Annotated in this window: 22 protein-coding genes and 2 pseudogenes; 22 read left to right on the top strand and 2 right to left on the bottom strand. The window is 69.7% G+C overall.

Annotated features, from left to right (window positions below; all coding sequences use genetic code 11):
- The first annotated feature begins 6 nt into the window (after nt 1-6).
- The 14 genes and pseudogenes from AB0D74_RS11455 (at nt 7) to AB0D74_RS11390 (ending at nt 13,132) form a co-directional block, all read left to right on the top strand.
- Nucleotides 7-315, top strand: a complete 309-nt coding sequence (locus tag AB0D74_RS11455; protein WP_008745401.1) for a DUF2469 domain-containing protein — start codon at nt 7-9, stop codon at nt 313-315.
- 230 nt (nt 316-545) lie between these two features.
- Nucleotides 546-905 carry a YraN family protein gene (locus AB0D74_RS11450; protein WP_362584216.1) on the top strand — a complete coding sequence of 120 codons (360 nt, stop codon included), beginning with the start codon at nt 546-548 and terminating at the stop codon, nt 903-905.
- 1 nt (nt 906) lies between these two features.
- Nucleotides 907-1,998: pseudogene (locus AB0D74_RS11445) on the top strand (ATP-binding protein); the annotation flags it as partial.
- Between the two features lie 407 nt (nt 1,999-2,405).
- Nucleotides 2,406-3,677 carry an integrase gene (locus tag AB0D74_RS11440; protein ID WP_362583445.1) on the top strand — a complete coding sequence of 424 codons (1,272 nt, stop codon included), beginning with the start codon at nt 2,406-2,408 and terminating at the stop codon, nt 3,675-3,677.
- Nucleotides 3,674-5,572, top strand: a complete 1,899-nt coding sequence (locus AB0D74_RS11435; protein WP_362583442.1) for a hypothetical protein — start codon at nt 3,674-3,676, stop codon at nt 5,570-5,572. Before AB0D74_RS11440 ends, AB0D74_RS11435 begins: the two co-directional genes overlap by 4 nt.
- The gene (locus AB0D74_RS11430; protein WP_362583439.1) at nt 5,563-7,647 is read left to right on the top strand and encodes a hypothetical protein; all 2,085 of its coding nucleotides are present in this window, start codon (nt 5,563-5,565) and stop codon (nt 7,645-7,647) included. The genes AB0D74_RS11435 and AB0D74_RS11430 overlap by 10 nt, the downstream gene beginning before the upstream one ends.
- Nucleotides 7,644-8,045, top strand: coding sequence for a hypothetical protein (locus AB0D74_RS11425; RefSeq protein ID WP_362583436.1), 402 nt, complete (start codon nt 7,644-7,646; stop codon nt 8,043-8,045). The genes AB0D74_RS11430 and AB0D74_RS11425 overlap by 4 nt, the downstream gene beginning before the upstream one ends.
- Nucleotides 8,046-8,164: 119 nt before the next feature.
- Nucleotides 8,165-8,449 carry a hypothetical protein gene (locus AB0D74_RS11420; protein WP_362583433.1) on the top strand — a complete coding sequence of 95 codons (285 nt, stop codon included), beginning with the start codon at nt 8,165-8,167 and terminating at the stop codon, nt 8,447-8,449.
- A gap of 50 nt (nt 8,450-8,499) precedes the next feature.
- Nucleotides 8,500-9,006, top strand: a complete 507-nt coding sequence (locus tag AB0D74_RS11415) for a sigma-70 family RNA polymerase sigma factor (RefSeq protein WP_362583430.1) — start codon at nt 8,500-8,502, stop codon at nt 9,004-9,006.
- Nucleotides 9,003-9,578, top strand: a complete 576-nt coding sequence (locus AB0D74_RS11410; protein WP_362583428.1) for a hypothetical protein — start codon at nt 9,003-9,005, stop codon at nt 9,576-9,578. Before AB0D74_RS11415 ends, AB0D74_RS11410 begins: the two co-directional genes overlap by 4 nt.
- A gap of 83 nt (nt 9,579-9,661) precedes the next feature.
- Nucleotides 9,662-10,177, top strand: a pseudogene (locus AB0D74_RS11405) (ATP-binding protein); the annotation flags it as partial.
- Nucleotides 10,174-11,319, top strand: a complete 1,146-nt coding sequence (dprA, locus tag AB0D74_RS11400) for a DNA-processing protein DprA (RefSeq protein WP_362583425.1) — start codon at nt 10,174-10,176, stop codon at nt 11,317-11,319. The pseudogene AB0D74_RS11405 and the gene dprA, both read left to right, overlap by 4 nt.
- 322 nt (nt 11,320-11,641) lie before the next feature.
- On the top strand, nt 11,642-12,484 hold the full coding sequence (gene whiG / locus AB0D74_RS11395) for an RNA polymerase sigma factor WhiG (RefSeq protein WP_362583422.1): 843 nt from the start codon (nt 11,642-11,644) through the stop codon (nt 12,482-12,484).
- Between the two features lie 90 nt (nt 12,485-12,574).
- Nucleotides 12,575-13,132: a helix-turn-helix domain-containing protein gene (locus tag AB0D74_RS11390; RefSeq protein WP_362584213.1), complete on the top strand. Its 558-nt coding sequence runs from the start codon at nt 12,575-12,577 to the stop codon at nt 13,130-13,132.
- 129 nt (nt 13,133-13,261) lie between these two features.
- On the opposite strand, the gene AB0D74_RS11385 is transcribed toward AB0D74_RS11390, so the two are convergent.
- On the bottom strand, nt 13,262-13,858 hold the full coding sequence (locus AB0D74_RS11385; protein WP_362583419.1) for a M23 family metallopeptidase: 597 nt from the start codon (nt 13,856-13,858) through the stop codon (nt 13,262-13,264).
- A 269-nt stretch (nt 13,859-14,127) separates the two neighbouring features.
- Between AB0D74_RS11385 and rpsB the strand changes: the two genes are divergently transcribed.
- From rpsB to AB0D74_RS11345, 8 genes are all read left to right on the top strand, one after another.
- Nucleotides 14,128-15,075, top strand: a complete 948-nt coding sequence (rpsB, locus tag AB0D74_RS11380; protein WP_362583416.1) for a 30S ribosomal protein S2 — start codon at nt 14,128-14,130, stop codon at nt 15,073-15,075.
- Nucleotides 15,076-15,208: 133 nt separating this feature from the next.
- A complete protein-coding gene (gene tsf, locus AB0D74_RS11375) occupies nt 15,209-16,045 on the top strand; it encodes a translation elongation factor Ts (protein ID WP_362583413.1) in 837 nt (278 codons plus the stop codon).
- 208 nt (nt 16,046-16,253) lie between these two features.
- A complete protein-coding gene (gene pyrH / locus AB0D74_RS11370; RefSeq protein ID WP_093498830.1) occupies nt 16,254-17,012 on the top strand; it encodes a UMP kinase in 759 nt (252 codons plus the stop codon).
- A 146-nt stretch (nt 17,013-17,158) separates the two neighbouring features.
- Nucleotides 17,159-17,716, top strand: a complete 558-nt coding sequence (gene frr, locus AB0D74_RS11365) for a ribosome recycling factor (RefSeq protein ID WP_089098486.1) — start codon at nt 17,159-17,161, stop codon at nt 17,714-17,716.
- Nucleotides 17,716-19,092: a phosphatidate cytidylyltransferase gene (locus AB0D74_RS11360; RefSeq protein ID WP_362583408.1), complete on the top strand. Its 1,377-nt coding sequence runs from the start codon at nt 17,716-17,718 to the stop codon at nt 19,090-19,092. Before frr ends, AB0D74_RS11360 begins: the two co-directional genes overlap by 1 nt.
- A 231-nt stretch (nt 19,093-19,323) precedes the next feature.
- Nucleotides 19,324-20,568: a cytochrome P450 gene (locus tag AB0D74_RS11355; protein ID WP_362583405.1), complete on the top strand. Its 1,245-nt coding sequence runs from the start codon at nt 19,324-19,326 to the stop codon at nt 20,566-20,568.
- A 37-nt stretch (nt 20,569-20,605) separates the two neighbouring features.
- Nucleotides 20,606-21,394 carry a VOC family protein gene (locus AB0D74_RS11350; RefSeq protein ID WP_362583403.1) on the top strand — a complete coding sequence of 263 codons (789 nt, stop codon included), beginning with the start codon at nt 20,606-20,608 and terminating at the stop codon, nt 21,392-21,394.
- A 119-nt stretch (nt 21,395-21,513) separates the two neighbouring features.
- Nucleotides 21,514-22,203 carry a YdcF family protein gene (locus AB0D74_RS11345; protein ID WP_362583400.1) on the top strand — a complete coding sequence of 230 codons (690 nt, stop codon included), beginning with the start codon at nt 21,514-21,516 and terminating at the stop codon, nt 22,201-22,203.
- Nucleotides 22,204-22,225: 22 nt separating this feature from the next.
- Here AB0D74_RS11345 and AB0D74_RS11340 read toward each other — a convergent pair whose 3' ends face one another.
- Complete coding sequence (locus AB0D74_RS11340) at nt 22,226-22,624, bottom strand: nuclease-related domain-containing protein (RefSeq protein ID WP_362583397.1); 399 nt, start codon at nt 22,622-22,624, stop codon at nt 22,226-22,228.
- Nucleotides 22,625-23,892 lie beyond the last annotated feature (1,268 nt).

Raw genomic sequence — 23,892 nt, 5'->3', positions numbered from 1 at the left:
CATGCCATGAGCGCCGAGGACCTCGAAAAGTACGAGACCGAGATGGAGCTGAAGCTCTACCGGGAGTACCGCGATGTCGTCGGTCTGTTCAAATACGTGATCGAGACCGAGCGGCGCTTCTACCTCACCAACGACTACGAGATGCAGGTGCACTCGGTCCAGGGCGAGGTGTTCTTCGAGGTGTCCATGGCGGACGCCTGGGTCTGGGACATGTACCGGCCGGCCCGTTTCGTGAAGCAGGTCCGTGTCCTCACGTTCAAGGACGTGAACATCGAGGAGCTGAACAAGACCGACCTGGAGCTTCCGGGCGGCTGAGCGGGCTGTTGACGCCGGGGTGGGTCGCTCGTGTGGGTGATGGAGTTGTCCACAACCGCTGAGTAACCCACCAAGATCAACATCTTGGCGGTCCGTGCGTGACCGTTGGCATCGGAGGTGATGCCGACATGAACACGCATCAGTCACGCACGAACCAGCCGCGCACGCATCAGTCACGCACGCATCAGTCACAGGCGCATCAGTCACCGACGAATCAGCCGCGCACGAACCTGGCTCGCAGTGCGCTCGGCAGGTACGGCGAGACGCTGGCCGCACGGCGGCTGGCCGAGGCCGGTCTGACCGTCCTGGAGCGCAACTGGCGCTGCGGCAGGACGGGCGAGATCGACATCGTCGCCCGGGAGGGGGACGTCCTGGTCGTCTGCGAGGTCAAGACCCGGCGGGCGGGTGTCTTCGAGCATCCCATGGCCGCGGTCTCCCCGGAGAAGGCGCAGCGCCTGCGCGGCCTCGCCGAACACTGGATCCACGCACACGGCGGGGCACCCCCGGGCGGCGTCCGCATCGACGTGGTCGGCGTGCTCCTGCCGCAGCGCGGGGCGCCCGTGGTCGAGCACGTCCGGGGGGTGGCCTGAGATGGGGTTCGCGCGGACCTGCTCGGTGGCTCTGGTGGGAGTCGAGGGCGTGGTGGTGGAGGTGCAGGCCGACCTGGAGCCGGGGGTGGCGGCCTTCACCCTGGTGGGGCTGCCGGACAAGAGCCTCACGGAGAGCCGGGACCGGGTCCGGGCGGCGGTGGTGAACTCGGGCGCCGCCTGGCCCTCGAAGAAACTCACCGTCGGGCTGAGCCCGGCCTCGGTGCCGAAGAGCGGCAGCGGCTTCGACCTCGCGGTGGCCGCGGCCGTGCTCGGGGCGGCCGAGCGGATCGATCCCCGGGTGCTCGCCGAGATCGTGATGATCGGGGAGCTGGGCCTGGACGGCCGGGTCCGGCCGGTCCGGGGCATCCTGCCCGCCGTGCTGGCCGCCGCCGACGCCGGGTACGAGCAGGTGGTCGTGCCGGAGAACGCGGTGCCGGAGGCCTCGCTGGTGCCGGGGGTGTCCGTGCTGGGCGTCCGCAGCCTGCGCCAGCTGATCGCGGTCCTCACCGACGAACCGGTGCCCGACGAGGAGCCCGTCCCCGGCGAGATCCGCCCCGACCCGTTCCTCGCCGGGCTCGCCCTGCCCGGCATGGGACTCGGCACCGGCATGGCCACCGGCGACCACGCGCCCGACCTCGCGGACGTCGCCGGCCAGCACGTCGCCCGGGCCGCCCTGGAGGTGGCCGCGGCCGGACGCCACCACGTCTTCTTCAAGGGCCCGCCCGGCGCCGGCAAGACCATGCTCGCCGAGCGGCTGCCGGGGCTGCTGCCCGAGCTGGGCCGGCAGGAGTCCCTGGAGGTCACCGCCGTCCACTCGGTCGCCGGGATGCTCCCGGCAGGCCACCCCCTGGTCGACAGGCCGCCCTACTGCTCCCCGCACCACTCGGCCACCATGGCCTCCCTGGTCGGCGGCGGAACCGGCATGCCACGCCCCGGAGCGGTCTCCCTGGCCCACAACGGCGTACTTTTCCTGGACGAGGCCGCAGAGTTCCACGCCAGCGTCCTGGACGCCCTGCGCCAGCCCCTGGAGTCGGGGCACGTCGTCATCGCCCGGGCCGCCGGGATACTGCGCATGCCCGCCAGGTTCCTCATGGTGGCTGGTTATGCGTTGGTGGACGGTGTCCAGACACGTCCGCCGTCGTTGTATTCCACGTGGGAGAGGAACGACCGAAGTGGCGTATGGCGGTGACGAGGCGGAAGCGTCAGCTTCCTCGGGAGCCTCGTCCGCTTCTGCAGGAGCTGCTGGAGGAGTTCGGTACAGCGGAGATGGCCGCGTGGCTGGACGCCGAGGGGATCGCAGAGGGTACGCCGTTCTTGATCGCGCCCGACGCTACGTACGACGTCGAGATGAATGGCCACTGGATCTCGGCTCGGATGGCCGGCGCCTCTCGGCACACGAAGTGGGGTTCCGCGCGGGAGATGCGTACGTTCTGCGACTTCCTCTGGAACCACCGGCCGCCCGTCCCGGCAGGGGCAGAAGGAGCGGATTCCGAGGCAGTCGTGCGGCCGCGGGGCTGGCGGGACGCCACGGTCCGGGACCGGGAGGTCTACGAGTTCTGGCGGTGCGACGACCCGAGAGGATCGAGGCTGGTCGGCTCGTCCTGGAACCACGCGGTGACGATGGCCGACGGCTTCTACAAGTGGGCCTGTGATCCCCGACGCAAGTACGCGGACGAGAACCCGATCGAGCAACGGCCGAGCCGGAGGCGGACGGGCGAATCGGGCCGCCGTCGCCGCAAGGGCGGGGAGACGGGGGAAACGGCGGCGGACAAGCGGCCGAACGCCCGCCGCAAGAAGGTCGTCTGGTTGACCCCGGAGCAATACCGCACTTGGCGGGACGTCGGGATCCGCGGCTACCTGCCGTCGGGGGTGAAGGACCAGGCTTTCCGGGGCAAGCGCACGGCCCGGAACGCCGCCTACAGCGATCTGATGGTCCGCACCGGGCTGCGGCTGGAGGAACAGTCGGCCCTGACTTTGTTCGAGCTGCCTGACCACGACGGGCTGAGCGCCTACTACCGGTTCTGGCTGCCGGAGGAGATCGCAAAGGGCGGGTCCTGCCGCGACATCTACATTCCTGATGGCGGCCTGCGCTCGGTCGTCGACTATGTCGAGATCGACCGGGCCGGCGCAGTGGCCCGGGCCCAGGCTGCGGGCCGCTACGAGGCGGTCGAGGACAAGCTGCTCATCGAGCCGGGGACCGACCTGGTCCGCGTCGGCGACGAGTGGCACCAGGTCGCGGACCTGGACGCCGAGGAGAGGCTGCGGCTGTTCACCCGCACCGAGCACGGCCTGGAGCCGGCCGCCCTCTGGCTCGCCGAGGACGGCATGCCGCTGACGCTGCACGCCTGGAAGTGGGTGTTCAGGGAGGCCAGCCGCCGCTGCCGCCGGCTCGGGGTGAAGATCCACTGCCATCCACACGCCCTGCGGCACAGCTTCGCCGTGGTGACCTTGGAACAGCTCCAGCGGGCCCATCTGGAGTCGCTGGCGCAGATGGAAGCCGCTCAGCGCCGTCACTACCGGATGATCTGGGGCGACCCGCTGGACTGGGTCCGCATCAGGCTCGGTCACGCGAGCTTGGAGACCACTCAGCAATACCTCCACACCCTGCGTGAACTGGAGATGCAGACCCGTCTGCTGCTGGTTCCCGACCTCTGGGAACACCCCGACCGGCAATACCTGGAGGAGATGGCCAAGGCGGTGGAGGCCGAGGAATGCCGCACCATCGAGGACGCCTGGAACGAGGACAGCTTCCTGGCGGAGGAGTGGGCATGACTACCAGCCCGGACACCCAGCTGCCGGCGCCCAGGACGGCGCCCGGCCGCGGCACGGTCCAGCCGGACGATATCTACGAGCCGCCACCGATGGTCGAGGCTCCGGCCGACGGCGCGATCGTCGTCCACTTCACGGGCAAGGACCACCGCACGGCGGAGTTCTCTTTCGAGGGACTTCCCCTGCCCGAGCTCCACGAGGATCTGGCCCGCGCATTCGCGGCACGCTTCGGGAAGAACCAGCTCAACACCGTCGCCAGCGCCAACGGACAGTGGACCGTCATCCTGCGCTTGGTGCGGTTCCTGGGCACCCTGCCCTGCCCGCCGCGGAGCCTGTCACGCCTGACGGGCGCCCAGCTCAAGCGCTACCGGATGCACGTCCAGGCGGGCATGAACGACCGGTCGCTGTTCGAGCACTTCAAGCTGGTGCACTCCCTGCTGCGGAAGATCCCCGCCGACCAGCTGCGGCCCGAGGTCCTGGACGCGATCTGGCAGGTCGAGCGGGTCGACCAGCGCAGGGTCCGGAGCAAGCCCGGCTACGACGACGCGACGTTCCACAAGATCGTGACCGCGGCCCGCAGCTCGGTCGTGGACATCTACCAGCGCATCCGTGAGGGCGAGAGGCTGGTGGCCCGCATCGAGAGCGATCCCGCCCAGCTGACCGGGGAGGAACTCGCCCGCGGGGCGGAACTTGCCGAGATCGCCCGCACCGGCCGCGTCCCGCACGTTCCGCAGATCAGTGACAACTGGCGGTCGGCGAACCTGCCCGACAACGCGGCCCGAGTACGGACCGCACGGCAGTTGTTCCTCCACCACGACGACATCATCCCGCTGGTCGTGTTCGGGGTTGCCGTCACCGGACGCAACGCGGAAACGATCAAAGAACTCCCCGTCGAGCATCGTCTCCTCGACGGGCAGGCGGTCGCCCTGGAGATCGTCAAACGCCGCCGCGGGGCCGATCGCTGGTTCGAGGAGGTGACCTGGGACATCGGCCGCCCAAGCGACCGGCTGAAGTCCGCCGGCGGCTACTACCTGTTCTGCGAACGGCTGGCCCGCCGCGGTCGGCAGTTCAGCCGATCACCACTGATCTGGTCGGTCTGGACGAACGGCACGAAGAACGGCAAGGGCGTCACCGGCGGTCACAAGAACCCCTTCGATATCCGGCTTAACTTCACCTCCACCCTGATCGACTGGGTGAGGACACGGCCTGAGCTGCGTGACCTTCCGGATTTCGTCCTCGATCTGAACCGGCTCAAGACCACGGTGGACCGGATCAACACCCGGGCCGCGGGCGGGCACCTGCCGTCCTCGACGCGGTCGAACACCCAGGACGTCCTCTTCCGCAACTACCTCGCCGGCGACCCGGACGTCCAGGACTGGGCCGAGGACGTGGTCACCGAGGCCCTGGAGGACGCCGAGGATGCTGCCCGCACCGCCTACCGGCAGGCCCGCAGGGCCACCGGTGAGCTGAAGGTCCTCACCGGCCCGGTCGACGAGGCCCGCCGCGATGCGGGCATCGCCGCCCGCATCGGCCTGGACGAGGAGACGGTCCGCGAGGTCCTCGACGGCGACAGGGACACCGCGTTCGCGGCCTGCACCAAGACCACCGATGACTGCCGCGATTCGTTCCTGACCTGCTTCGCCTGCCGCAACGCGGTCGCCACCGCCAGCCACCTGCCCGCCCAGCTCGCCCTCCTCGACGAACTCGCCGATCTCTGGGAGGGAACCGACCGCGAGACATGGTGGCGCCGGTTCGGACAAGCCTGGCTGGCCATCAACGAAGACATCCTGCCCCGGTTCACTCCGCAGGAGCGGGCCGCCGCCGAGGCCTCCAAACCCGCAGACCGGGTCCTTCCTCTTCTCGACGGCCCCAGCGAGGAGGACACCACATGGGTCTGACCCAACGTCCCCTGACCGACACGCCCGTCAGCCCGGACGCCTTCGTGCTGGGACGGCGCCGCCTTCGCTCCGGTTTCCGTCGCAGCGACACCTCGCGCTTTTGTGATGACATCTGGCGGCTGGCACCGGTACTGCACCAGCGCCAGCAGTCAGCGCTGATCTTGAACTTCCTGGCCATCCCGGCCCGCTTCCGGCGCGACGTCAAGCTGCTGTTCTTTGCCCTGCTGAACAACAAGCCCCCGGCCGGGGAACAGCGGCTCGGGGTGGTGACCATCCACGGCTACTTCCAGGCCTTCAAGGAATTCCTCGACTGGCTGGACCCGCAGCACCACGACCGCTTCTCCTCCCTCACCCCCGAGGACCTCCGCCAGTTCCAGAAGCACCTGCTGGCCACGGTCGCCTCGTCCGGGCAGCGGGCCAACCACCGTCGCTCCGTCCGCCTGCTCTGGCTCTGGCGCGAACACCTCGCTGACGATCACCTCCCTGTCGACCCGGATCGGCTGGGGGACGACTGGAACGAGGACAACTCCCGCTCCCGCAAACGGGAGAACGCCTACCCGCGCATCCCCGAGCAGGTCATCAGCCCCCTCGTGGTCTGGTCGCTCAGGTTCGTCGACGACTTCGCCAACGACATCCTTGCCGCCCAGGACGAGTGGCTCGCCCTGCAGAAGAAGACCCGCCGCGACTCGCACAACGGCCACGGCGCCCGCCGCCGGCTCGCCGCCCTCATGCGTCGATACCAGGCCGAACGGAGGCCGCTGCCCGGCGGCACCGGCGGACAGCACGGGATCAACATCCGCCACCTGGCCCGTGAGGTCGACTGCGACCGGCAGTCGCTGATGGCCCCCGCTTCCTGGGAGCTGATCGAACAGGCCCGCCAGGACGTCGGCGTCGACGACTCCACCTACCTGCGGACCGAGATCCGCGGTCTGCTCGACGGTGAGCCCTGGCTGAAGCGGATCTCCTACGACGAGGACCTGACCGTCCTCGTCCGCATCCTGACCGCGGCCGCCTACACCCTCGTCGCCTATCTCTCCGGCATGAGAGACAGCGAGGTTAAGCACCTCCGACGCAGCTGCCTGACCACCGACGCGGACCGCACCGGCAGGATCACCCGCCGGAAGATCACCAGCATGGCCTTCAAGGGCGAGGGCACCCCGCTGGGAGTCGAGGCCACCTGGGTCGTCGGCCGTCCCGTCGCCAGGGCCGTCGAAGTCCTCGAACGGCTCCAGCCCAAGCGACAGCGCTGGCTGTTCGCGGTCCCGCCCAGTTCCCACCTCCACAAGAAGCCCCGCACCACCGGGGCGAAGACGACCAAGGCCACCAACAACGACCTCAACCTGATGGTCACTTGGATCAACGACTACTGCCGCCGGCACGACCGCACTGACCACTTCCCCGACGTCAGCAAACGTCCGTGGCGGCTCAGCACGGCCCAGTTCCGCCGGACCCTGGCTTGGTTCATCGGCCGCCGCCCCGGCGGCAGCATCGCCGGCGCCATCCAATACCGCCATCTCAGCATCCAGATGTTCGAGGGATACGCCGGCACCTCCAAGTCCGGGTTCCGGGCCGAAGCCCAGCAGGAAGCCCTCCTCGCCCGAGGCGAAGGGCTCTCCTTGATGGTCGACCGCCACGAGCACGAACACCTCCGCGGCCCCTCCGCCGACGAAGCCCGCGTCCGCCTGGACAAGTTCGGCGACCGCGTCCGCTACCTCGGCAAGACGCCCGACGACGACCAGATGAAGAAGCTCATGGAACGAAACGACCCCCGGATCTATCCCGGCCGGTTCGTCACCTGCACCGACAACCCCAACCGCCGGCTCTGCCGCCTTCCCGGAGAGAACGACATGACCCCAGACCCCGGCCAGTGCAAGCCCCTGAACTGCCGCAACGTCGCCCTGACCAACTCCAACATCCAGGCATGGCTCCAGCGCCTGGCCGAACAGGACGCACGACTCCAAGCCGTCGACGTGCTGGCCCCGCGCGTCCGCGTCCGCCTCGAAGAGGACCGCGCTGAAATCCGGGACTTCCTCACCCGGGCCGGTGTCCTCGAACCCGCGGAAGCCTCGACATGAGAAAGCACACGCTGACCACCGAGACGGTCGCCGAAGCCGTCGAAGGCCTTCTGGCCCAGGCCACCCAAAACGGAAAAGCCGCCACCGTCACCGCTCTCGCGAACCAGCTCGGCGTCCAACGCCAGACTCTCTACCGCGACTTCGGCCCCACTGTCACCGACTTCCTGTCACGAGACGCCGCACGACGCACCCGCCAACCACGGCCGCCCAAAGACCCGACCAGAGACCGCGAAACCATCGCCCGACTCCGCAGGGAGAAGGACGAACTCACCCGCCACCTGCACATCTACGAAGACCACATCCGCCGTCTGACCATCGAGAACGCGCGGCTGACTCAAGAACTTGCACAACACCTTGGAGTGGTCCGGCTCAGCGATTACCGTCCCGACAGTCTCTGACACCGGACCTCGCACGGAGACCCCTCCTAGAAAATCTTGCCCGACGCTCCAACGCGGAGAACTGCTCAGCCCTTGTATTGGCTGAACGCACCGAGTGAGCAAGGGAGACGAGGGCGAGCATGATGGTGATCGCATCCGTGTTCGGGCGCGTCGTCCGCAGTTGCGGGGGACTTTGGCACTACCTGACAGAGCGGGTGAGGGCCCGGACAGCTGTCGAGCTGGAACGTGAGCGCAACTCGGCGACCGCAAACGTGATCATGTTGCTTCCGTCCGATGCCGAGCTCAAGGAGTGGGACACACCCCATGGCCGACACCGAGAGATCCGGATGGCGCTGAGGCCGATGGGCACCCCAACCGTGGTTACCTTCACCCGCGATGACGTGACGGGTGAGCTCCCCGGGTGAGCCCATACCTTGCTCAGGACGAAGAGAGCCGCGATCACGATGAGGAGATCGTGGCCCTCTACAAGATGCATTCAGGAGCTATGCGGCAGTGGCTAGTGCGACGCGGCATCCCCAAGGAGTCAGCGGAAGAAATTGTTAACGACGCCTTCTTGGTCCTGAGAAGGAAGTGGGTTGACCCAAAGATCCGTGATGGAAAACCGATGGCTTACGCCTATCGGGTCGCGGACAACTTGCGTATTGCGCACTGGAGAGGCCAGCCGTCCGGTCACGAGAAGTTCCACGGTGTCGAAGATCTACCCATGGCGGCGACCACCGACCGTGATGACTACGCAGCAGTGCTGGACCGCCTCATGCTTCGGGAGGCGATGGACAAACTTCCCGAAGGGCAACGGCGGGCAGTCGAGCTTCGATATCTCCAACAACTAACCGCCGACGAAGCAGCAGCGGAATTGGGTGTCTCTGCGGGCACGATTCGATCCCAAGCCTTCCTTGGCCTGCGAACGCTGCGAAGAACGCTGCAGGACGAAACCCACATCCCAGGAGAGGAGGAGCGATGAACGCACGAGAAGAGGACGCTCGGCAAGGCGAGGTTCTGGCGGCGGACAGGGCCTACGTGTCCTTCACTGGGGGCTCCGGGATGTCCGTTAGCGGGCACATCGTCACAGCCGCGCATATGGTGTCGCATGAGGCAACCGGCGACCATCACGTCTCTGGCTTTGAGGCAGCTCTCCACCGAATGCATGCAGATCCCGCTGAAGCCGAGCGCATTGACGCGATCATGGCCAGAGTGGACGAAGAGCAAGCGACCGACTCGGCGCCTGTTCAGCTACATGTTCACAACGTCGTCAACGCGGCCTCGTCAGAGGCACAGCAACCGAGCACAGGGACACGGGACCTACACGACGAGGACCCCCTCCCCTCGGCAAGGCCACGTGTCGATGTCGCGCATCACTCGATCATCGCGCTGGCCATCCTGGCGATGGTCGCTGTCGTCTCCATCCTTACGCACGACGAGTCATCACGTTGGTTGACCGGTGGACTTTCCCTCGCCACGATCCTGCAGATCATCTCCCCGAGGCGGATCAAGTCGCAGATTCACAGTGCGCTGGCGAGGCCCCGGAGGGAGTGACACGACTGTTCGTCCGTGGGCCAGCATCGGTTTCGACTGCTGGCCCGGGCGGACAACGGACACAGAAAACAACTCGTCATAACCTGGCAGCCAACCCCTGCCCCTGCGGCCGTCACGGCACCCCCGGTGACGTCTGCGAGTGCCGGCCCTCCTCGATCAAGCGGTACCGGGCCCGGCTCTCCGGCCCCCTGATGGACCGCGTGGACCTCAGGGTCGCCGTGGAACCGGTCGCCCGGGAGGAACTGCTGCGGCTGCACACCGGCGCCGAGCCCTCCGCCGCCGTGGCCGACCGGGTCCGCACGGCACGGGAGCGGGCCGCCCGCCGCTACGAAGGGCTGCCCTGGCGCACCAACAGCGAGGTCCCGGGCCACGAGCTGCGCACCCGCTGGCACGTCCAGCCGGGCGCGCTGCTCAAGGCCGAGCTGGACCTCGACCGGGGCCTGCTCACCGCCCGCGGCCTGGACCGGGTGCTGCGGGTCGCCTGGACCCTCGCCGACCTGGCGGGCCGCGACCGGCCCTCGGTCAACGACGTCAACCTGGCCCTGGAGCTGCGCACCGGCGTCCGGCGCGGCGCGGTCCTGGAAGGGATCGCCCCGTGAGCGGCACCGAGCTGCTCGCCCGGGTCTTCCTGGCCCGGGTCGTCGAGCCCGGGGACGAGGCGGCCGGGCGGTGGGTGCGCGAGCGGGGCGTGCACGAGGTGGCGGACCGGCTGCGCGAGGACGGGCCGCCGCTGCCCGGCGTCGGTGCCAAGCGGTGGGCGGGCCTGCTGGCCCGCGCGGCACGGGCCGACCCCCGGGCCGACCTCGCCGTCGCCCGGGAGGCGGGCGCGCGGTTCGTGTCTCCCGGCGACGCCGAGTGGCCCGGCCGGCTCGACGACCTCGGCGACGCCCGCCCTCTGGGCCTGTGGGTGCGCGGCCGGCCCAGTCTGCGGATGTGGGCGCTCCGGGCCGTCGCCGTCGTCGGGGCCCGGGCCTGCACCGAGTACGGCGCCCACATGGCGGCCGACCTCGCCGCGGGGCTCGCCGAGCGCGGCTGGGTGGTGGTGTCCGGCGGCGCCTACGGAGTCGACGGCGCCGCCCACCGCGGAGCCCTCGCCGCCGGCGGGGCCACCGTCGCCGTGCTGGCCTGCGGGGTCGACCGGCCCTACCCGCGGGGCCACACCGAGCTGATCAACAGGATCGCCGAACAGGGCCTTGTGGTGGGGGAGTTGCCGCCCGGCGAGCACCCGACGCAGAGCAGGTTCGTGCTCCGCAACCGGGTCATCGCCGCGCTCACCACGGGCACCGTCGTCGTGGAGGCCGCCCACCGCAGCGGCTCGCTGGTCACCGCGCGGGCGGCACAGCGGCTCGGCCGGTTCACCATGGGCGTGCCCGGACCGGCCACCAGCGGGCTCTCGGCCGGGGTGCACGAGCTGCTGCGCGGGGAGGCCGTGCTGGTCACCGACGCCGCGGAGGTCGTCGAGCTCGTGGGGGACATGGGTGAGCTGGCCCCGGCCAGACACGGCCCGGTCCTCCCGCGTGACCTGCTGGAACCCGTCGTCCGGCAGGTCCTCGCCGCCCTGCCGGGCAACCGGCCCGCCTCACCCGAAGAGGTGGCACGCGGCGCGCAGACGTCCGAGGACGAGGCGGTCGCGAGACTGTACGAACTCCGAGCACTTGGTTACGTCGAACGACACGGCGATGGCTGGAAGTTGACACGCCAGGCGATGATCTCGGTCCGGGCCGGTCGGAGCCGGTGCTGACCGAGCGTGTTCGGCCGTCCGGGGGAACTCCCGACGCCCTTGGGAATTCCCGGAGTTGACGCTTTCGGCCGATCACGCGGAGCGACGCGCCGAGCGTGGCGGAGCGCGCCGTGCAGGGGGTTCGCGCAGGGGTGGAGCCCCACTGTTCGCACACCGCGACTCCTCAGTCACGCTACGCTCACGAAAGGCCTGGCGCAGACCGCGCCAACCGCCACGAGACCGACACCCCGCCCCACCTTCGCTCTTCACCTCCGCCCGCCCCGCTCCATGGCACGACACGGCACTTCCTGGCACTTCACGGCAGAACGGCACAAGGCGACGAATGCCCCAGCACACCTCCGGGTCCGACCGGGCGGCGATCCCCCCAGCCGCCCGCGACGGTGGCAGCGTGCGACCGCCCGCTCCCTCGACGCTCGACGAGCTGTGGCGGTCGTACAAGGCGACGGGGGACGACCGGCTGCGGGAACAGCTGATCCTGCACTACTCGCCGCTCGTCAAGTACGTGGCCGGGCGGGTGAGCGTGGGCCTGCCGCCCAACGTGGAGCAGGCCGACTTCGTCTCCTCCGGGGTGTTCGGGCTCATCGACGCGATCGAGAAGTTCGACGTCGACCGGGAGATCAAGTTCGAGACGTACGCGATCACCCGGATCCGGGGCGCGATGATCGACGAGCTGCGGGCGCTGGACTGGATCCCGCGCTCGGTCCGACAGAAGGCGCGGAACGTGGAGCGGGCCTACGCCACCCTGGAGGCGCGGCTGCGGCGCACGCCCTCGGAGGGTGAGGTGGCCGCCGAGCTGGGCATCGAGGTGGACGAGCTGCACGCCGTCTTCAGCCAGCTGTCGCTGGCCAACGTGGTGGCGCTGGAGGAGCTGCTGCACGTCGGCGCCGAGGGCGGCGACGGCCTGAGCGTCATGGACACGCTGGAGGACACCGCCGCGGACAACCCCGTGGAGGTGGCCGAGGACCGGGAGCTGCGGCGCTTCCTGGCCCGCGCGATCAACACGCTGCCGGAGCGGGAGAAGACCGTGGTGACCCTCTACTACTACGAGGGGCTCACGCTCGCCGAGATCGGGAACGTGCTCGGGGTCACCGAGAGCCGGGTGAGCCAGATCCACACCAAGTCGGTGCTGCAACTGCGGGCGAAGCTGGCGAGTTTCGGCCGCTGAGCGGGGGCGGCGGCCCGCCTCTCGGTCGTGCTGCCTCCCGTCCGGCGCGTCCGTACAGTGGTCGACGTGCCAAGGATTCGAGCGGCCTCCGTGGCCGAGCACCGGTCGATGCAGCGAGCCGCCCTGCTGGACGCGGCCCGGTCCCTCCTGTCCGAGGGCGGGACGGAGGCCCTGACGTTCCCCGCGCTCGCCGAGCGCACGGGGCTCGCGCGGTCGTCCGTCTACGAGTACTTCCGTTCCCGGGCCGCCGTGGTCGAGGAGCTGTGCGAGGTCGACTTCCCCGTCTGGGCGGCGGAGGTCGCCACGGCGATGGAGCGGGCGGCTTCCGCCGAGGGCAAGGTCGAGGCGTACGTGCGGCAGCAGCTCGCGCTGGTCGGGGACCGGCGGCACCGCGCGGTGGTCGCGATCTCGGCGAGCGAGCTGGACGCGGGGGCGCGGGAGAAGATCCGGGCCGCGCACGGCGGGCTGGTCGCCATGATCGTGGAGGCGCTGGGGGAGCTGGGGCACGGCCAGCCCCGGCTGGCGGCGATGCTGGTGCAGGGGGTCGTGGACGCGGCGGTACGGCGGATCGAGCTGGGCGCGGCGGAGGACCCGGCGATCATCACCGAGGCGGCCGTGGCGATGGCACTCCGGGGTGTCCAGGGCTGAGGGGGCCGGGGGCGCTTGCCGGGTGCGTGCAGCGCCCCGTGAGGGGCGCGGGGAACTGCGCGACCAGCCCCCACCGGCCCGCGGTCGCACGACCGACCCCGCCACCCCTCCAGCAACGGAAACCCCGGCTCACCCCGGTGGCAGCGGCACCCCCAACACCGGCAACAACCTCGGCGGCCCCCCGTCCAGCAGCCACGGCGGCAACAGCAGCAACGGGTCCAGATACGCCTCCCCCCTGAGCAACCCCCAGTGCACACACGCGCGAGCGCCACAGTGCGCGCCTCCCGGCTCCACCGTGCCCACCACCTCCCCCGCCGCCACCGCCTGCCCCTTCCCCACCGTCGCCGTCACCGGCTCGTACGTCGTGCGCAGGTCCGTCCCCGTCAGGGTCACCGACACCACGCCCCGCCCCGCCACCCGCCCCGCGTAGGAGACCCGGCCGGCGGCCACCGCCCGTACCGGCGCACCGGGGGCCGCGCCCAGATCGACCCCGCGGTGCCCGGCGCCGTACACCGTCGCGGGCGGCTCCCAGCCGCGCAGGACCGGCGGCCGTACCCCCACCGGCCAGACCCGGGCTAGTGCCGGCACGGGTGGGCCGGGCGGCCCGGCAGGGGGCGGCGGCGGGCCCTCCGCACCGACCCAGGCCCGGGCCGCGGTCGCTCCCAGGGCCAGCGGCACCACCGTCGCCGCCCACATCCATCGCCTCGCGCGTCGCATGACCAACATGGCCGAACGCTCCCGCATCCGCGCCGATCATGGCCGGTACCTGTGGATTACTCCCGAGTTGTGGACAGCGGCGTCACCCGGCACCTCCCCGGTCCCGTACACTTTCCTTGGCGATCCGGGTCACCGGGTCGACTTCGCACGCCCCGACACCTGGCCCTCACCAGCAGGTGTCAGCGCTTCTCGGTCCTTCGCGGCACAGCGCACCCGGGCGTCAGGCGCGGGAGCCGTCCGGCATCCGCGGCACAACCGAGAAATTCAAGGAGATGGCCATGGCCGTCGTCACGATGCGGGAGCTGCTGGAGAGCGGCGTCCACTTCGGTCACCAGACCCGTCGCTGGAACCCGAAGATGAAGCGCTTCATCTTCACCGAGCGCAACGGCATCTACATCATCGACCTGCTCCAGTCGCTGTCGTACATCGACCGCGCCTACGAGTTCGTCAAGGAGACCGTCGCCCACGGCGGCACGGTCATGTTCGTCGGCACGAAGAAGCAGGCGCAGGAGGCCATCGCCGAGCAGGCCACCCGCGTCGGCATGCCCTTCGTCAACCAGCGCTGGCTGGGCGGCATGCTCACCAACTTCTCGACCGTCTACAAGCGTCTGCAGCGCCTCAAGGAGCTCGAGCAGATCGACTTCGAGGACGTCGCCGCGTCCGGTCTGACCAAGAAGGAGCTTCTCGTGCTGTCGCGCGAGAAGGCCAAGCTGGAGAAGACCCTCGGCGGTATCCGCGAGATGCAGAAGGTGCCCAGCGCCGTCTGGATCGTGGACACCAAGAAGGAGCACATCGCGGTCGGCGAGGCCCGGAAGCTCAACATCCCGGTCGTCGCCATCCTCGACACCAACTGCGACCCCGACGAGGTCGACTACAAGATCCCGGGCAACGACGACGCGATCCGCTCCGTCACCCTGCTCACCCGTGTGATCGCCGACGCCGTCGCCGAGGGCCTCATCAGCCGCTCGCGCGTCGCCACCGGTGACAAGGGCGAGAAGGCCGCGGGCGAGCCGCTCGCCGAGTGGGAGCGCGACCTGCTCGAGGGCGAGAAGAAGGCGGACGACGCCGAGGTCCAGACCTCCGCCGAGACCGAGAAGGTCGCCGACGCCGAGCAGGCCGAGGCCCCGGCCGCCGCCGAGGCCGCTGTCGAGGCTCCGGTTGCCGAGGCTCCGGTTGTCGAGGCTCCGGCCGCCGAGGCTCCGGCCGCGGACGCCGAGCAGGCCTGACCCGTCAGCGTTGACGGCGGGGGCGGCGACATCCCGAACGCCCCCGCCGTTCACCCATAGATTCGCGCTCCACATCTACGTGTGGTTCGTGGATCGGGCAGATCTCCCGACTTCGAGAAAGACTTAACGACTCATGGCGAACTACACCGCCGCTGACGTCAAGAAGCTCCGCGAGCTCACCGGCGCCGGCATGATGGACTGCAAGAAGGCCCTGGACGAGGCCGAGGGCGACGTCGACAAGGCTGTCGAGGCGCTCCGCATCAAGGGCCAGAAGGGCGTCGCCAAGCGCGAGGGCCGCTCCGCCGAGAACGGCGCCGTGGTCTCGATCATCGCCGACGACAACTCCTCCGGCGTCCTCGTCGAGCTGAAGTGCGAGACGGACTTCGTCGCCAAGGGCGACCGGTTCCAGGCCGTCGCCAACACCATCGCCGAGCACGTCGCCAAGTCCTCCTACGCGGACCTGGAGGCCCTGCTCGCCTCCGAGATCGAGCCCGGCAAGACCGTCCAGGCGTACGTCGACGAGGCCAACGCCAACCTCGGCGAGAAGATCGTCCTGGACCGGTTCGCGCAGTACGCCGACGGTTACGTGACCGCGTACATGCACCGCACGATGCCCGACCTGCCCCCGCAGATCGGTGTCCTCGTCGAGCTGGACAAGCCGAACGCCGAGGTCGCCAAGGGCATCGCGCAGCACATCGCCGCGTTCGCCCCGAAGTACCTCGCCAAGGAGGACGTGCCGGCCGAGGTCGTCGAGACCGAGCGCCGCGTCGCCGAGGAGACCACCCGCGCCGAGGGCAAGCCCGAGGCCGCCCTGCCGAAGATCGTCGAGGGTCGCCTCAACGGCTTCTTCAAGGACGCCACGCTGCTCGGCCAGCCGTACGCGCTGGACAACAAGAAGTCGGTCCAGAAGGTCCTGGACGAGGCCGGTGTCACCCTGAAGCGCTTCGCGCGCATCAAGGTCGGCATCTGAGTCCGTACCGCGATCGACGCGCGACCCGCGGGGAAATCCCGATAGGGTCGGTCGACAGCAGTCGTCCGCGCACACCGCCACACCCAGGGGCGTGACGGACGGCGGCAGATCTGACGAGGAGGCCATTGCCGCGCATGGGCAGCGAAAAGCGACCCCACCGGCAATGGCCTTCTTTGTATGTGCACCACGTGAAAGAGGCGGGATCTCCATGACCACCAAGGCCCAGAAGAGCGACGACGGCAAAGTACGCGGCCGGTTTCTGCTGAAGCTGTCCGGAGAGGCCTTCTCCGGTGGCGGCGGCCTGGGCGTGGACCCCGACGTGGTGCACAAGATCGCCCGTGAGATCGCGGCCGTCGTCCGCGACGGCGCAGAGGTCGCCGTCGTCATCGGCGGCGGCAACTTCTTCCGCGGCGCAGAGCTCCAGCAGCGCGGCATGGACCGGGCCCGCTCCGACTACATGGGCATGCTCGGCACCGTGATGAACTGCCTCGCCCTCCAGGACTTCCTGGAGAAGGAGGGCATCGACAGCCGGGTGCAGACCGCGATCACCATGGGGCAGGTCGCCGAGCCCTACATCCCGCTGCGTGCCGTGCGCCACCTGGAGAAGGGCCGCGTGGTCATCTTCGGCGCCGGTATGGGCATGCCGTACTTCTCCACCGACACCACCGCCGCCCAGCGCGCCCTGGAGATCGACGCCGAGGCGCTCCTCATGGGCAAGAACGGCGTGGACGGGGTCTACGACTCCGACCCCAAGACCAACCCCGACGCGGTCAAGTTCGACTCCCTCGGCTACGGCGAGGTCATCACCCGCGAGCTCAAGGTCGCCGACGCCACCGCGATCACGCTCTGCCGCGACAACAAGCTGCCGATCCTGGTGTTCGAGCTGCTGGCGGAGGGCAATATCGCGCGCGCCGTCAAGGGTGAGAAGATCGGCACGCTGGTGGGCGACCAGGGCAGCCGGGACTGACCGGCACCGCCTGACGGACCCTGACCGGGGGATGGACAATGTCCTGCCGGTCGGGAACCGTCAGGGAAAGAAGACGCGACGCAGCCGGCCACCGCCCCCGGGCGGCACCGCAGCCGGGCCTTACTCAAGACACGCAGGAGCAAGTGGTGATCGAAGAGACCCTCCTCGAAGCCGAGGAGAAGATGGAGAAGGCCGTCGTGGTCGCCAAGGAGGACTTCGCCGCGATCCGCACCGGCCGTGCGCACCCGGCGATGTTCAACAAGATCGTGGCCGACTACTACGGCGCGCCGACGCCGATCAACCAGCTGGCCTCGTTCTCCGTGCCGGAACCGCGCATGGCGGTCGTGACCCCGTTCGACAAGACGGCCCTGCGCAACATCGAGCAGGCGATCCGCGACTCGGACCTCGGCGTCAACCCGAGCAACGACGGCAACATCATCCGGGTGGTGTTCCCGGAGCTCACCGAGGAGCGCCGCCGCGACTACATCAAGGTCGCCAAGGGCAAGGCGGAGGACTCCAAGGTCTCCATCCGCTCCGTCCGCCGCAAGGCCAAGGACGCGATCGACAAGCTGATCAAGGACGGCGAGGTCGGCGAGGACGAGGGCCGCCGCGCCGAGAAGGAGCTCGACGACACCACCGCGAAGTACGTCGCGCAGGTGGACGAGCTCCTCAAGCACAAGGAAGCGGAGCTTCTCGAAGTCTGATGAACGACGCATCCTGGGGAGCCCCGCCGCACGCCGGGCCGCAGCCCGGGCAGGCCGGATCACCCGCCGGCCAGGCCGGAGCACCGGCCGGGTACTGGGGACCGACCGATCAGGGCACCGGCCAGGGGTACGACGACGGCTCCGGCCAGGGGTACGACCTCGGCCCAGGCCAGGGATACGGCCCCGGTCTCGCCCACGGCTCCGGCCAGGCGTACGGCACGGGCACAGGCCCTGCCCAGGGTCCCGGCCAGGGGTACGACCTCGGTCGCGCCCACGGCTACGACCAGGGGCATGTCCGGGGAGCCGCTCCGGCGGGTCCCGCGTACGATGCGCAGAACGCGCAGCAGACTCGCCCCATGCCCATCGTGCCCGACGACGTACCCGCGTACGGCTCGGACCAGGACGGTGACAGGGGGGCCGCTCGGCTGGGCGGCCCCACGTTCCGAGACGAGACGTTCCGCAACGACACACCGTCGGCGCAGCCCATGCCCCATGCGGCGGCGCCGCAGAATCCGGAGCCCATGCCCGACGCCCCACAGCCGGCCCCCGCGCCGCAGAAGAAGAGCGCGGGACGCGACCTGGGTGCGGCCATAGGGGTGGGTGTCGGGCTGGGCGTCGTGATCGTGGCGTCCCTGTTCGTCGTCAAGGCCGTCTTCGTCGGTGTCGTGGCGGTCGCGGTCGTGGTGGGCCTGTGGGAACTGACCAGCCGGCTCCAGGAGCGCAAGGGCATCAAGGCGCCCCTGGTCCCGCTGGCGCTGGGCGGCGCCGCGATGGTGGTCGCCGGGTACGCGCGGGGGGCCGAGGGCGCCTGGGTCGCCCTGGCGCTCACCGGCCTCGCGGTCCTCGTCTGGCGGATGACGGAACCGCCGGACGGCTACCTCAAGGACGTCACGGCGGGCCTCTTCGCGGCGTTCTACGTGCCGTTCCTGGCGACGTTCGTCGCGATGATGCTCACCGCCGAGGACGGCCCCCTCCGGGTGCTGACCTTCCTGCTCCTCACGGTGGTCAGCGACACCGGCGCCTACGCGGTCGGCTGGCGCTTCGGCACCCACAAGCTCGCCCCGCGCATCAGCCCCGGCAAGACCCGCGAGGGCCTGGTCGGCGCGGTGCTGTTCGCGATGGTCGCGGGCGCGCTGTGCATGGAGTTCCTGATCGACGACGGCACCTGGTGGCAGGGCCTGCTGCTGGGCCTCGCGGTCGCGGCCAGCGCCACGCTCGGCGACCTCGGCGAGTCCATGATCAAGCGGGACCTGGGCATCAAGGACATGGGCACCCTCCTCCCGGGCCACGGCGGCATCATGGACCGGCTGGACTCCCTGCTGCCGACGGCGCCGGTGGTGTGGCTGCTGATGGTGCTGTTCGTGGGCAGCGGCTGAGCCACTCGGACCCCTGCTTTCGGCTGACGTACAGCTGGCGTAGCCGGGCCCCCGTCCTTCGCAGGGCGGGGGCCCGTCGGCATGTCGGCCCCGGATGACGCAGCAGAAATCGCAGGGTCGTTCCCGGCGGAGGCAGACTGCCCGTGAGGACGCCGTCTCCTCCGCTGTCCCCTCCGAGGTCTCCGCCGACGTCTCCTCCGAGGTCTCCGCCGACGCGCAGGGAGTGTGCCCATGCCCCTCGACCCGGCTCCGGCCTCCGGCCCGTCTCCCGTCCCGCCGCTTCCGCCGGTGCGGTTCTGGCCGGTCGACGACCTGCCCGCGCTCGACCCCGACCCGTTCCTGGACGAGATGCTGCGCGAGGAGCCGGTCACCCGGATCCGGCTCGCGTACGGCGCGGGGGAGGCCTGGCTGGTCACCCGCTACGAGGACGTCCGCTTCGTCACCTCCGACCCGCGCTTCTCCCGGGAACTGGTCGTCGGCCGTGACATCACCAGCATGCGCCCGGCCCCCGTGGCCTCCCAGACGGCCGGCCTGCAGTACATCGACCCGCCCGGGCACAACCGGCTGCGCCGGGTCGTCGCCCGTGCCTTCACGGGGCGGGCCATGCAGCGGCTGCGGCCGATGGCGGAGCGCAGGGCCGGCGAACTCCTCGACGCGATGGAGGCGGCGGGCCCGCCTGCCGACCTCATGGAGCAGCTGCACGGCCCCTTCCCGATCGCCGTGATCCGGGACTTCCTCGGCGTCGACGAGAAGGACTGGCACCGCTGGGCGGCGACCGGCGAGGCGCTGCTCTCCGCGGGCTCCGACGCCGAGGAACGCGCCCGGGAGGCCGCCCGGACCACCCGGGCCCGGATCGCCGAGCTGCTGCGAAGCCGCCGTGACGAGCCCCGTGAGGATCTCGCGGGAGTGCTGGCCCAGGCCACCGCGGACGGCGAGATCACCGACGACGAGGCGATCTCCCTGGCCACCGCCATCCAGGTCAGCGGCGGCCACGCCGTCCGCAACAACAGCGGCTCGATGATGTACGCGCTGCTCACCCACCCCGGGCACCTGGACCGGCTGCGCCGCGAGCCGGAGCTGCTCCCCAGGGCGGTGGACGAGCTGTTCCGCTACGTCCCGCACCGCAACGGCGTCGGCATCCCGCGGGTCGCCGTCGAGGACGTCGAGGTCGGCGGCCGGCTGATCCGGGCCGGTGACGTCGTCTACAACGCCTATGTCGCCGCCAACCGCGACCCCGCCGTCTTCACCGACCCCGACGACCTGGACTTCGACCGTGCCGACGGCCCGCACATCGCCTTCGGCCACGGCCCCCACCACTGCATGGCCGCGATCATGGCCCGTATGGAGGCCGAGGTCATGATCGGCTCGGTGCTCGCCCGTTTCCCCGGCATCCGGCTGGCCGTACCTCCCGAGGAGGTCGGGTTCCAGTGCCAGGGCCTGATCCGCGGACCGCGTACGCTGCCCGTGACCTGGTGACCGGCGAGGGCCGGAGAGGACCGAGGAGAACCCCACCATGCTGACGACCACCTACGTCCCCGGCGCCCCCAACTGGCTCGACCTGGGCACCACGGACACCGAAGCGAGCGCCGCCTTCTACTCGGCCGTCTTCGGCTGGCGGCACCGGTCCGCGGGCCCCGAGGCGGGCGGCTACGGCTTCTTCGAGCAGGACGGCGGCACGGTCGCCGGGATCGGCCCGCTCACGGCGGAGGGCGCGAGCCCGTCCTGGCGGGTCTACTTCCACACCCCGGACGCCGAGGCCACCGCCAAGGCCGTCGAGCAGGCGGGCGGCAGCGTCCGGATCGCCCCGGCGGACGTCTTCGCCTTCGGCCGGGCGGCGGCCTTCGTCGACCCCGCCGGCGCGGACTTCGCGGTCTGGCAGCCGGGCGAGACCAAGGGCCTGGACCTCGTGGCGGTCCCCGGCAGCCTGGCCAGGACGGAGCTCTACACCACCGACGGGGACGGGGCGAAGGCGTTCTACGAGTCGGTCTTCTCCTGGCAGACGCGGGACGTCCCGATGGGCCCGGGCCTGACCTACACGATCCTCACCCCGGCCGGCGCGGGCCCGGCTGGGGCCCACGGCGGCCTGATGCAGTTGCCCCAGGCCAACCTCGACGCCGGATCCACCCCGGAGTGGCACCCGTACTTCGAGGTGACCGACTGCGACGCCACCTCCGCAAGGGCTACCGAGGCCGGAGCCACCGTCCTCATGTCGGTCACCGAAGCCCCCGGCATCGGCCGCTTCGCCATGTTCCTCGACCCCTCCGGCGCCCTCTTCGCCATCATCACGACGGCCACGAGCTGAGCCCCGGGCCCCCTGCCGGACCTTCGGTCGCAAGCCACCTCAGTGGATCTGTGGCTGACTCGACGGCATCAGATGCGCGTACAGGTGTCGGATTCAGCGCAGGACGGGGAAGGCCAGCAGTGATCTCGACGCAGGATCGGGCGGACACGCGACGCCTGTGGGAGTACCACCAGATGGGTCACACGCCCCGTCCTTGCTCCGTCGCGATCGGACTCGGCAGCCACGACCTGGGAGTCGCCGACACTGCCGTCGACCTGTACAAACGCGGGATGATTCCACTCCTCGTGTTCACCGGCGCCACCAGCCCCACGACGCGAGAACGCATGCCCCGGGGTGAGGCGGTCCACTACCGAGAACGTGCGCTTGAGCTCGGAGTCCCCAGCTCAGCCGTTCTTGTGGAGCCGCAGGCCCGGAACACGGGCGAGAACATCCGCTTCTCCCGCGAACTGTTGGAGAAGGCCGGCGTGGACGTGTCCTCGGTCCTGCTGATCAGCAAGCCGTACGAGGAGAGGCGGGCGTACGCCACGGCGCGCAAGCTGTGGCCCGAAGTCGAGATCGTCAGCGCTTCCAGCCCGATGACCTTGAACGAGTACGTCGACTCCATCGGGGACGCCCGTTTGGTGATCGACATGCTTGTTGGCGCGCTCCAGCGACTGTTGGTCTACCCGGAACAGGGCTTCATGATCAGCCAGCAGGTACCGGCCGATGTGATCGATGCTTATCAGCGGCTGTGTAAGCGAGGGTTCACGAGCCGGCTGTTGCGAGACGTGCAGGGTCAGGATCAGGACTTGAGCCAGACGCGGCGGTGACGAGCCACTGCGTACGCCCGTTCTACCTGTTCGGTGGTGAGCTTGCCGGTGAGCGGGCCGAGCGACGGACGGCGTACTGCGTAGCGGCACGTTTCAAGGATGCGACGCCGACAAAGACCAGGGCTGGTTCAACCGGGACGGCGAAGTCGCAGTATCGCCCGAGCACTTCCCGCACGTAGTTGGCCTCGGTGTTGATGGCGAACACGCCTCCCGGTCCGATCAGCAGATGGTCGATGTCACCGCCGTTGATCTTCTCCACGCTGTGGAGGACCCGCCAGCCGAATGAGGACAGGCGTTCCAGCTCACGCCCCACTCGTCGTTCTCCCTCCAGGCCGGCGTACCAGCTGTCCCACTCCGAGGACTGTCGCAGGAGCTTCGTTCGCAGTCGTTGGGTAGCTGAGGGACCACGTCCAGCGAACATGCCCAGGAGACTGGCTCCGGGTCGGTTCCCCGCCAGGTCCTCGCTGAGGGAGAGAGGCGGGAGGGCAACCGGTCTTGTCGCACGGCGGATATGTGCCGCCGGGGGACTGGGCTGCGCCGCAGGCGGCGCGGGGCCTAGTGCCTGAGGAGAGACGGGCGCGGAGCCGATCGTGAGGTCGTTACCAAGGTGGCGTTGTAGCAGGGCTACCGCGTCATCCCGGTATCTCTCGACTTTGATCGTCACGACCCAGGCGGAGCCGAGCAGACGCGGCCCAGGGCGTCCAGGTCGTTCGTACAGTGGCGCGCTCCACCTGGACGCCCTGAACCACGCCCGCTCCACGGTGTGTGGGCCGACGGCAGACGGGCTGGGAGCTTGGGTAAGTAGTGGGTTGAGCTGCTTGTATGACGTTGCGCTTGTGGTCTCCGAACGGAAGCGTCTAGCTGTGGGGGCTTGACATGTGGTCGTCGAGGTTCAGTCCTCATAGCAACAGGAGGAAGATTGTCACCCCGAGGCACACGAGCCCTACGGGCCGCTAGCGGGCTGACATCAGCGGTTGACACCAACAGCCGCGTACGGAGGTGGAACGGGGTGGACCTCAGCGACCAACGTTCAACTGCCCAGCGCCCGAGCACCAGGCCCGTTGGTACGCCTTGATCGACCTGATAAGGATGAGGCCAGATTTCACATCCTGTGGCCAAGGCGAGGCGCCGTCCCCAAACCATGGGCGGCGCCCCGTTGGCTGGCCTGGACACGGATACGGCCCCTTGTGCTGCGGCTCGCCGGATGGGCATCGCGTTGTAGACGGTGCACCGATGTCATGACCTTGTTAGCCCTTGAAGGAGCCCTTGGTCCGCTCTTTCGCGCCCCGCACCCTGCCCCGCGCTTCGAGAGCGGCGCCTTTTGCGGCGAGGGTTTCCTTGTGCACCGCGTGCGCTGCCTTCCGCACAGTCTTTCCGACGACCTGTTCGGCCTTTGCCTTGGCTCTTTCTCCGGCACTCATCTCGATACCTCCACGTCACTGGCCAAGTGCCCCTGAGGCGGGGGTCACAACCACCGCAGGGACCAGCAGCCGCCTCAGCAGCATCCGCCGACCGAACACCGAGCGTCCTCGCACGCTGAGCCGCAGCTCAGAGGGTGGGCGACGTGATCCGTTTGTGAGCGGTTCAAGAGCCTGGCTTCGTCGGCCGGGCCGTCTGTGGGCCGTCCGAGGGGGATCGGCGACGACAGATGACGACCGTCGGTGACAGGAGTCCAGGTCGTGAGCCGCA

Source organism: Streptomyces sp. NPDC048278, from assembly GCF_040652195.1.
Lineage (GTDB): Bacteria > Actinomycetota > Actinomycetes > Streptomycetales > Streptomycetaceae > Streptomyces.
The sequence above is the reverse complement of the archived record's forward strand: the minus strand, read 5'-3'. Positions and strand labels throughout refer to the sequence as shown.

Bases quoted from the DNA above. Each gene is read 5' to 3' on its own strand.
- AB0D74_RS11455 (WP_008745401.1), top strand. From the start codon at position 7: ATGAGCGCCGAGGACCTCGAAAAGTACGAGACCGAGATGGAGCTGAAG.
- AB0D74_RS11435 (WP_362583442.1), top strand. From the start codon at position 3,674: ATGACTACCAGCCCGGACACCCAGCTGCCGGCGCCCAGGACGGCGCCC.
- AB0D74_RS11430 (WP_362583439.1), top strand. From the start codon at position 5,563: ATGGGTCTGACCCAACGTCCCCTGACCGACACGCCCGTCAGCCCGGAC.
- AB0D74_RS11425 (WP_362583436.1), top strand. From the start codon at position 7,644: ATGAGAAAGCACACGCTGACCACCGAGACGGTCGCCGAAGCCGTCGAA.
- AB0D74_RS11420 (WP_362583433.1), top strand. From the start codon at position 8,165: ATGATGGTGATCGCATCCGTGTTCGGGCGCGTCGTCCGCAGTTGCGGG.
- AB0D74_RS11410 (WP_362583428.1), top strand. From the start codon at position 9,003: ATGAACGCACGAGAAGAGGACGCTCGGCAAGGCGAGGTTCTGGCGGCG.
- whiG (WP_362583422.1), top strand. From the start codon at position 11,642: ATGCCCCAGCACACCTCCGGGTCCGACCGGGCGGCGATCCCCCCAGCC.
- AB0D74_RS11385 (WP_362583419.1), bottom strand. From the start codon at position 13,858: ATGTTGGTCATGCGACGCGCGAGGCGATGGATGTGGGCGGCGACGGTG.
- rpsB (WP_362583416.1), top strand. From the start codon at position 14,128: ATGGCCGTCGTCACGATGCGGGAGCTGCTGGAGAGCGGCGTCCACTTC.
- tsf (WP_362583413.1), top strand. From the start codon at position 15,209: ATGGCGAACTACACCGCCGCTGACGTCAAGAAGCTCCGCGAGCTCACC.
- pyrH (WP_093498830.1), top strand. From the start codon at position 16,254: ATGACCACCAAGGCCCAGAAGAGCGACGACGGCAAAGTACGCGGCCGG.
- AB0D74_RS11360 (WP_362583408.1), top strand. From the start codon at position 17,716: ATGAACGACGCATCCTGGGGAGCCCCGCCGCACGCCGGGCCGCAGCCC.
- AB0D74_RS11355 (WP_362583405.1), top strand. From the start codon at position 19,324: ATGCCCCTCGACCCGGCTCCGGCCTCCGGCCCGTCTCCCGTCCCGCCG.
- AB0D74_RS11350 (WP_362583403.1), top strand. From the start codon at position 20,606: ATGCTGACGACCACCTACGTCCCCGGCGCCCCCAACTGGCTCGACCTG.
- AB0D74_RS11340 (WP_362583397.1), bottom strand. From the start codon at position 22,624: ATGTTCGCTGGACGTGGTCCCTCAGCTACCCAACGACTGCGAACGAAG.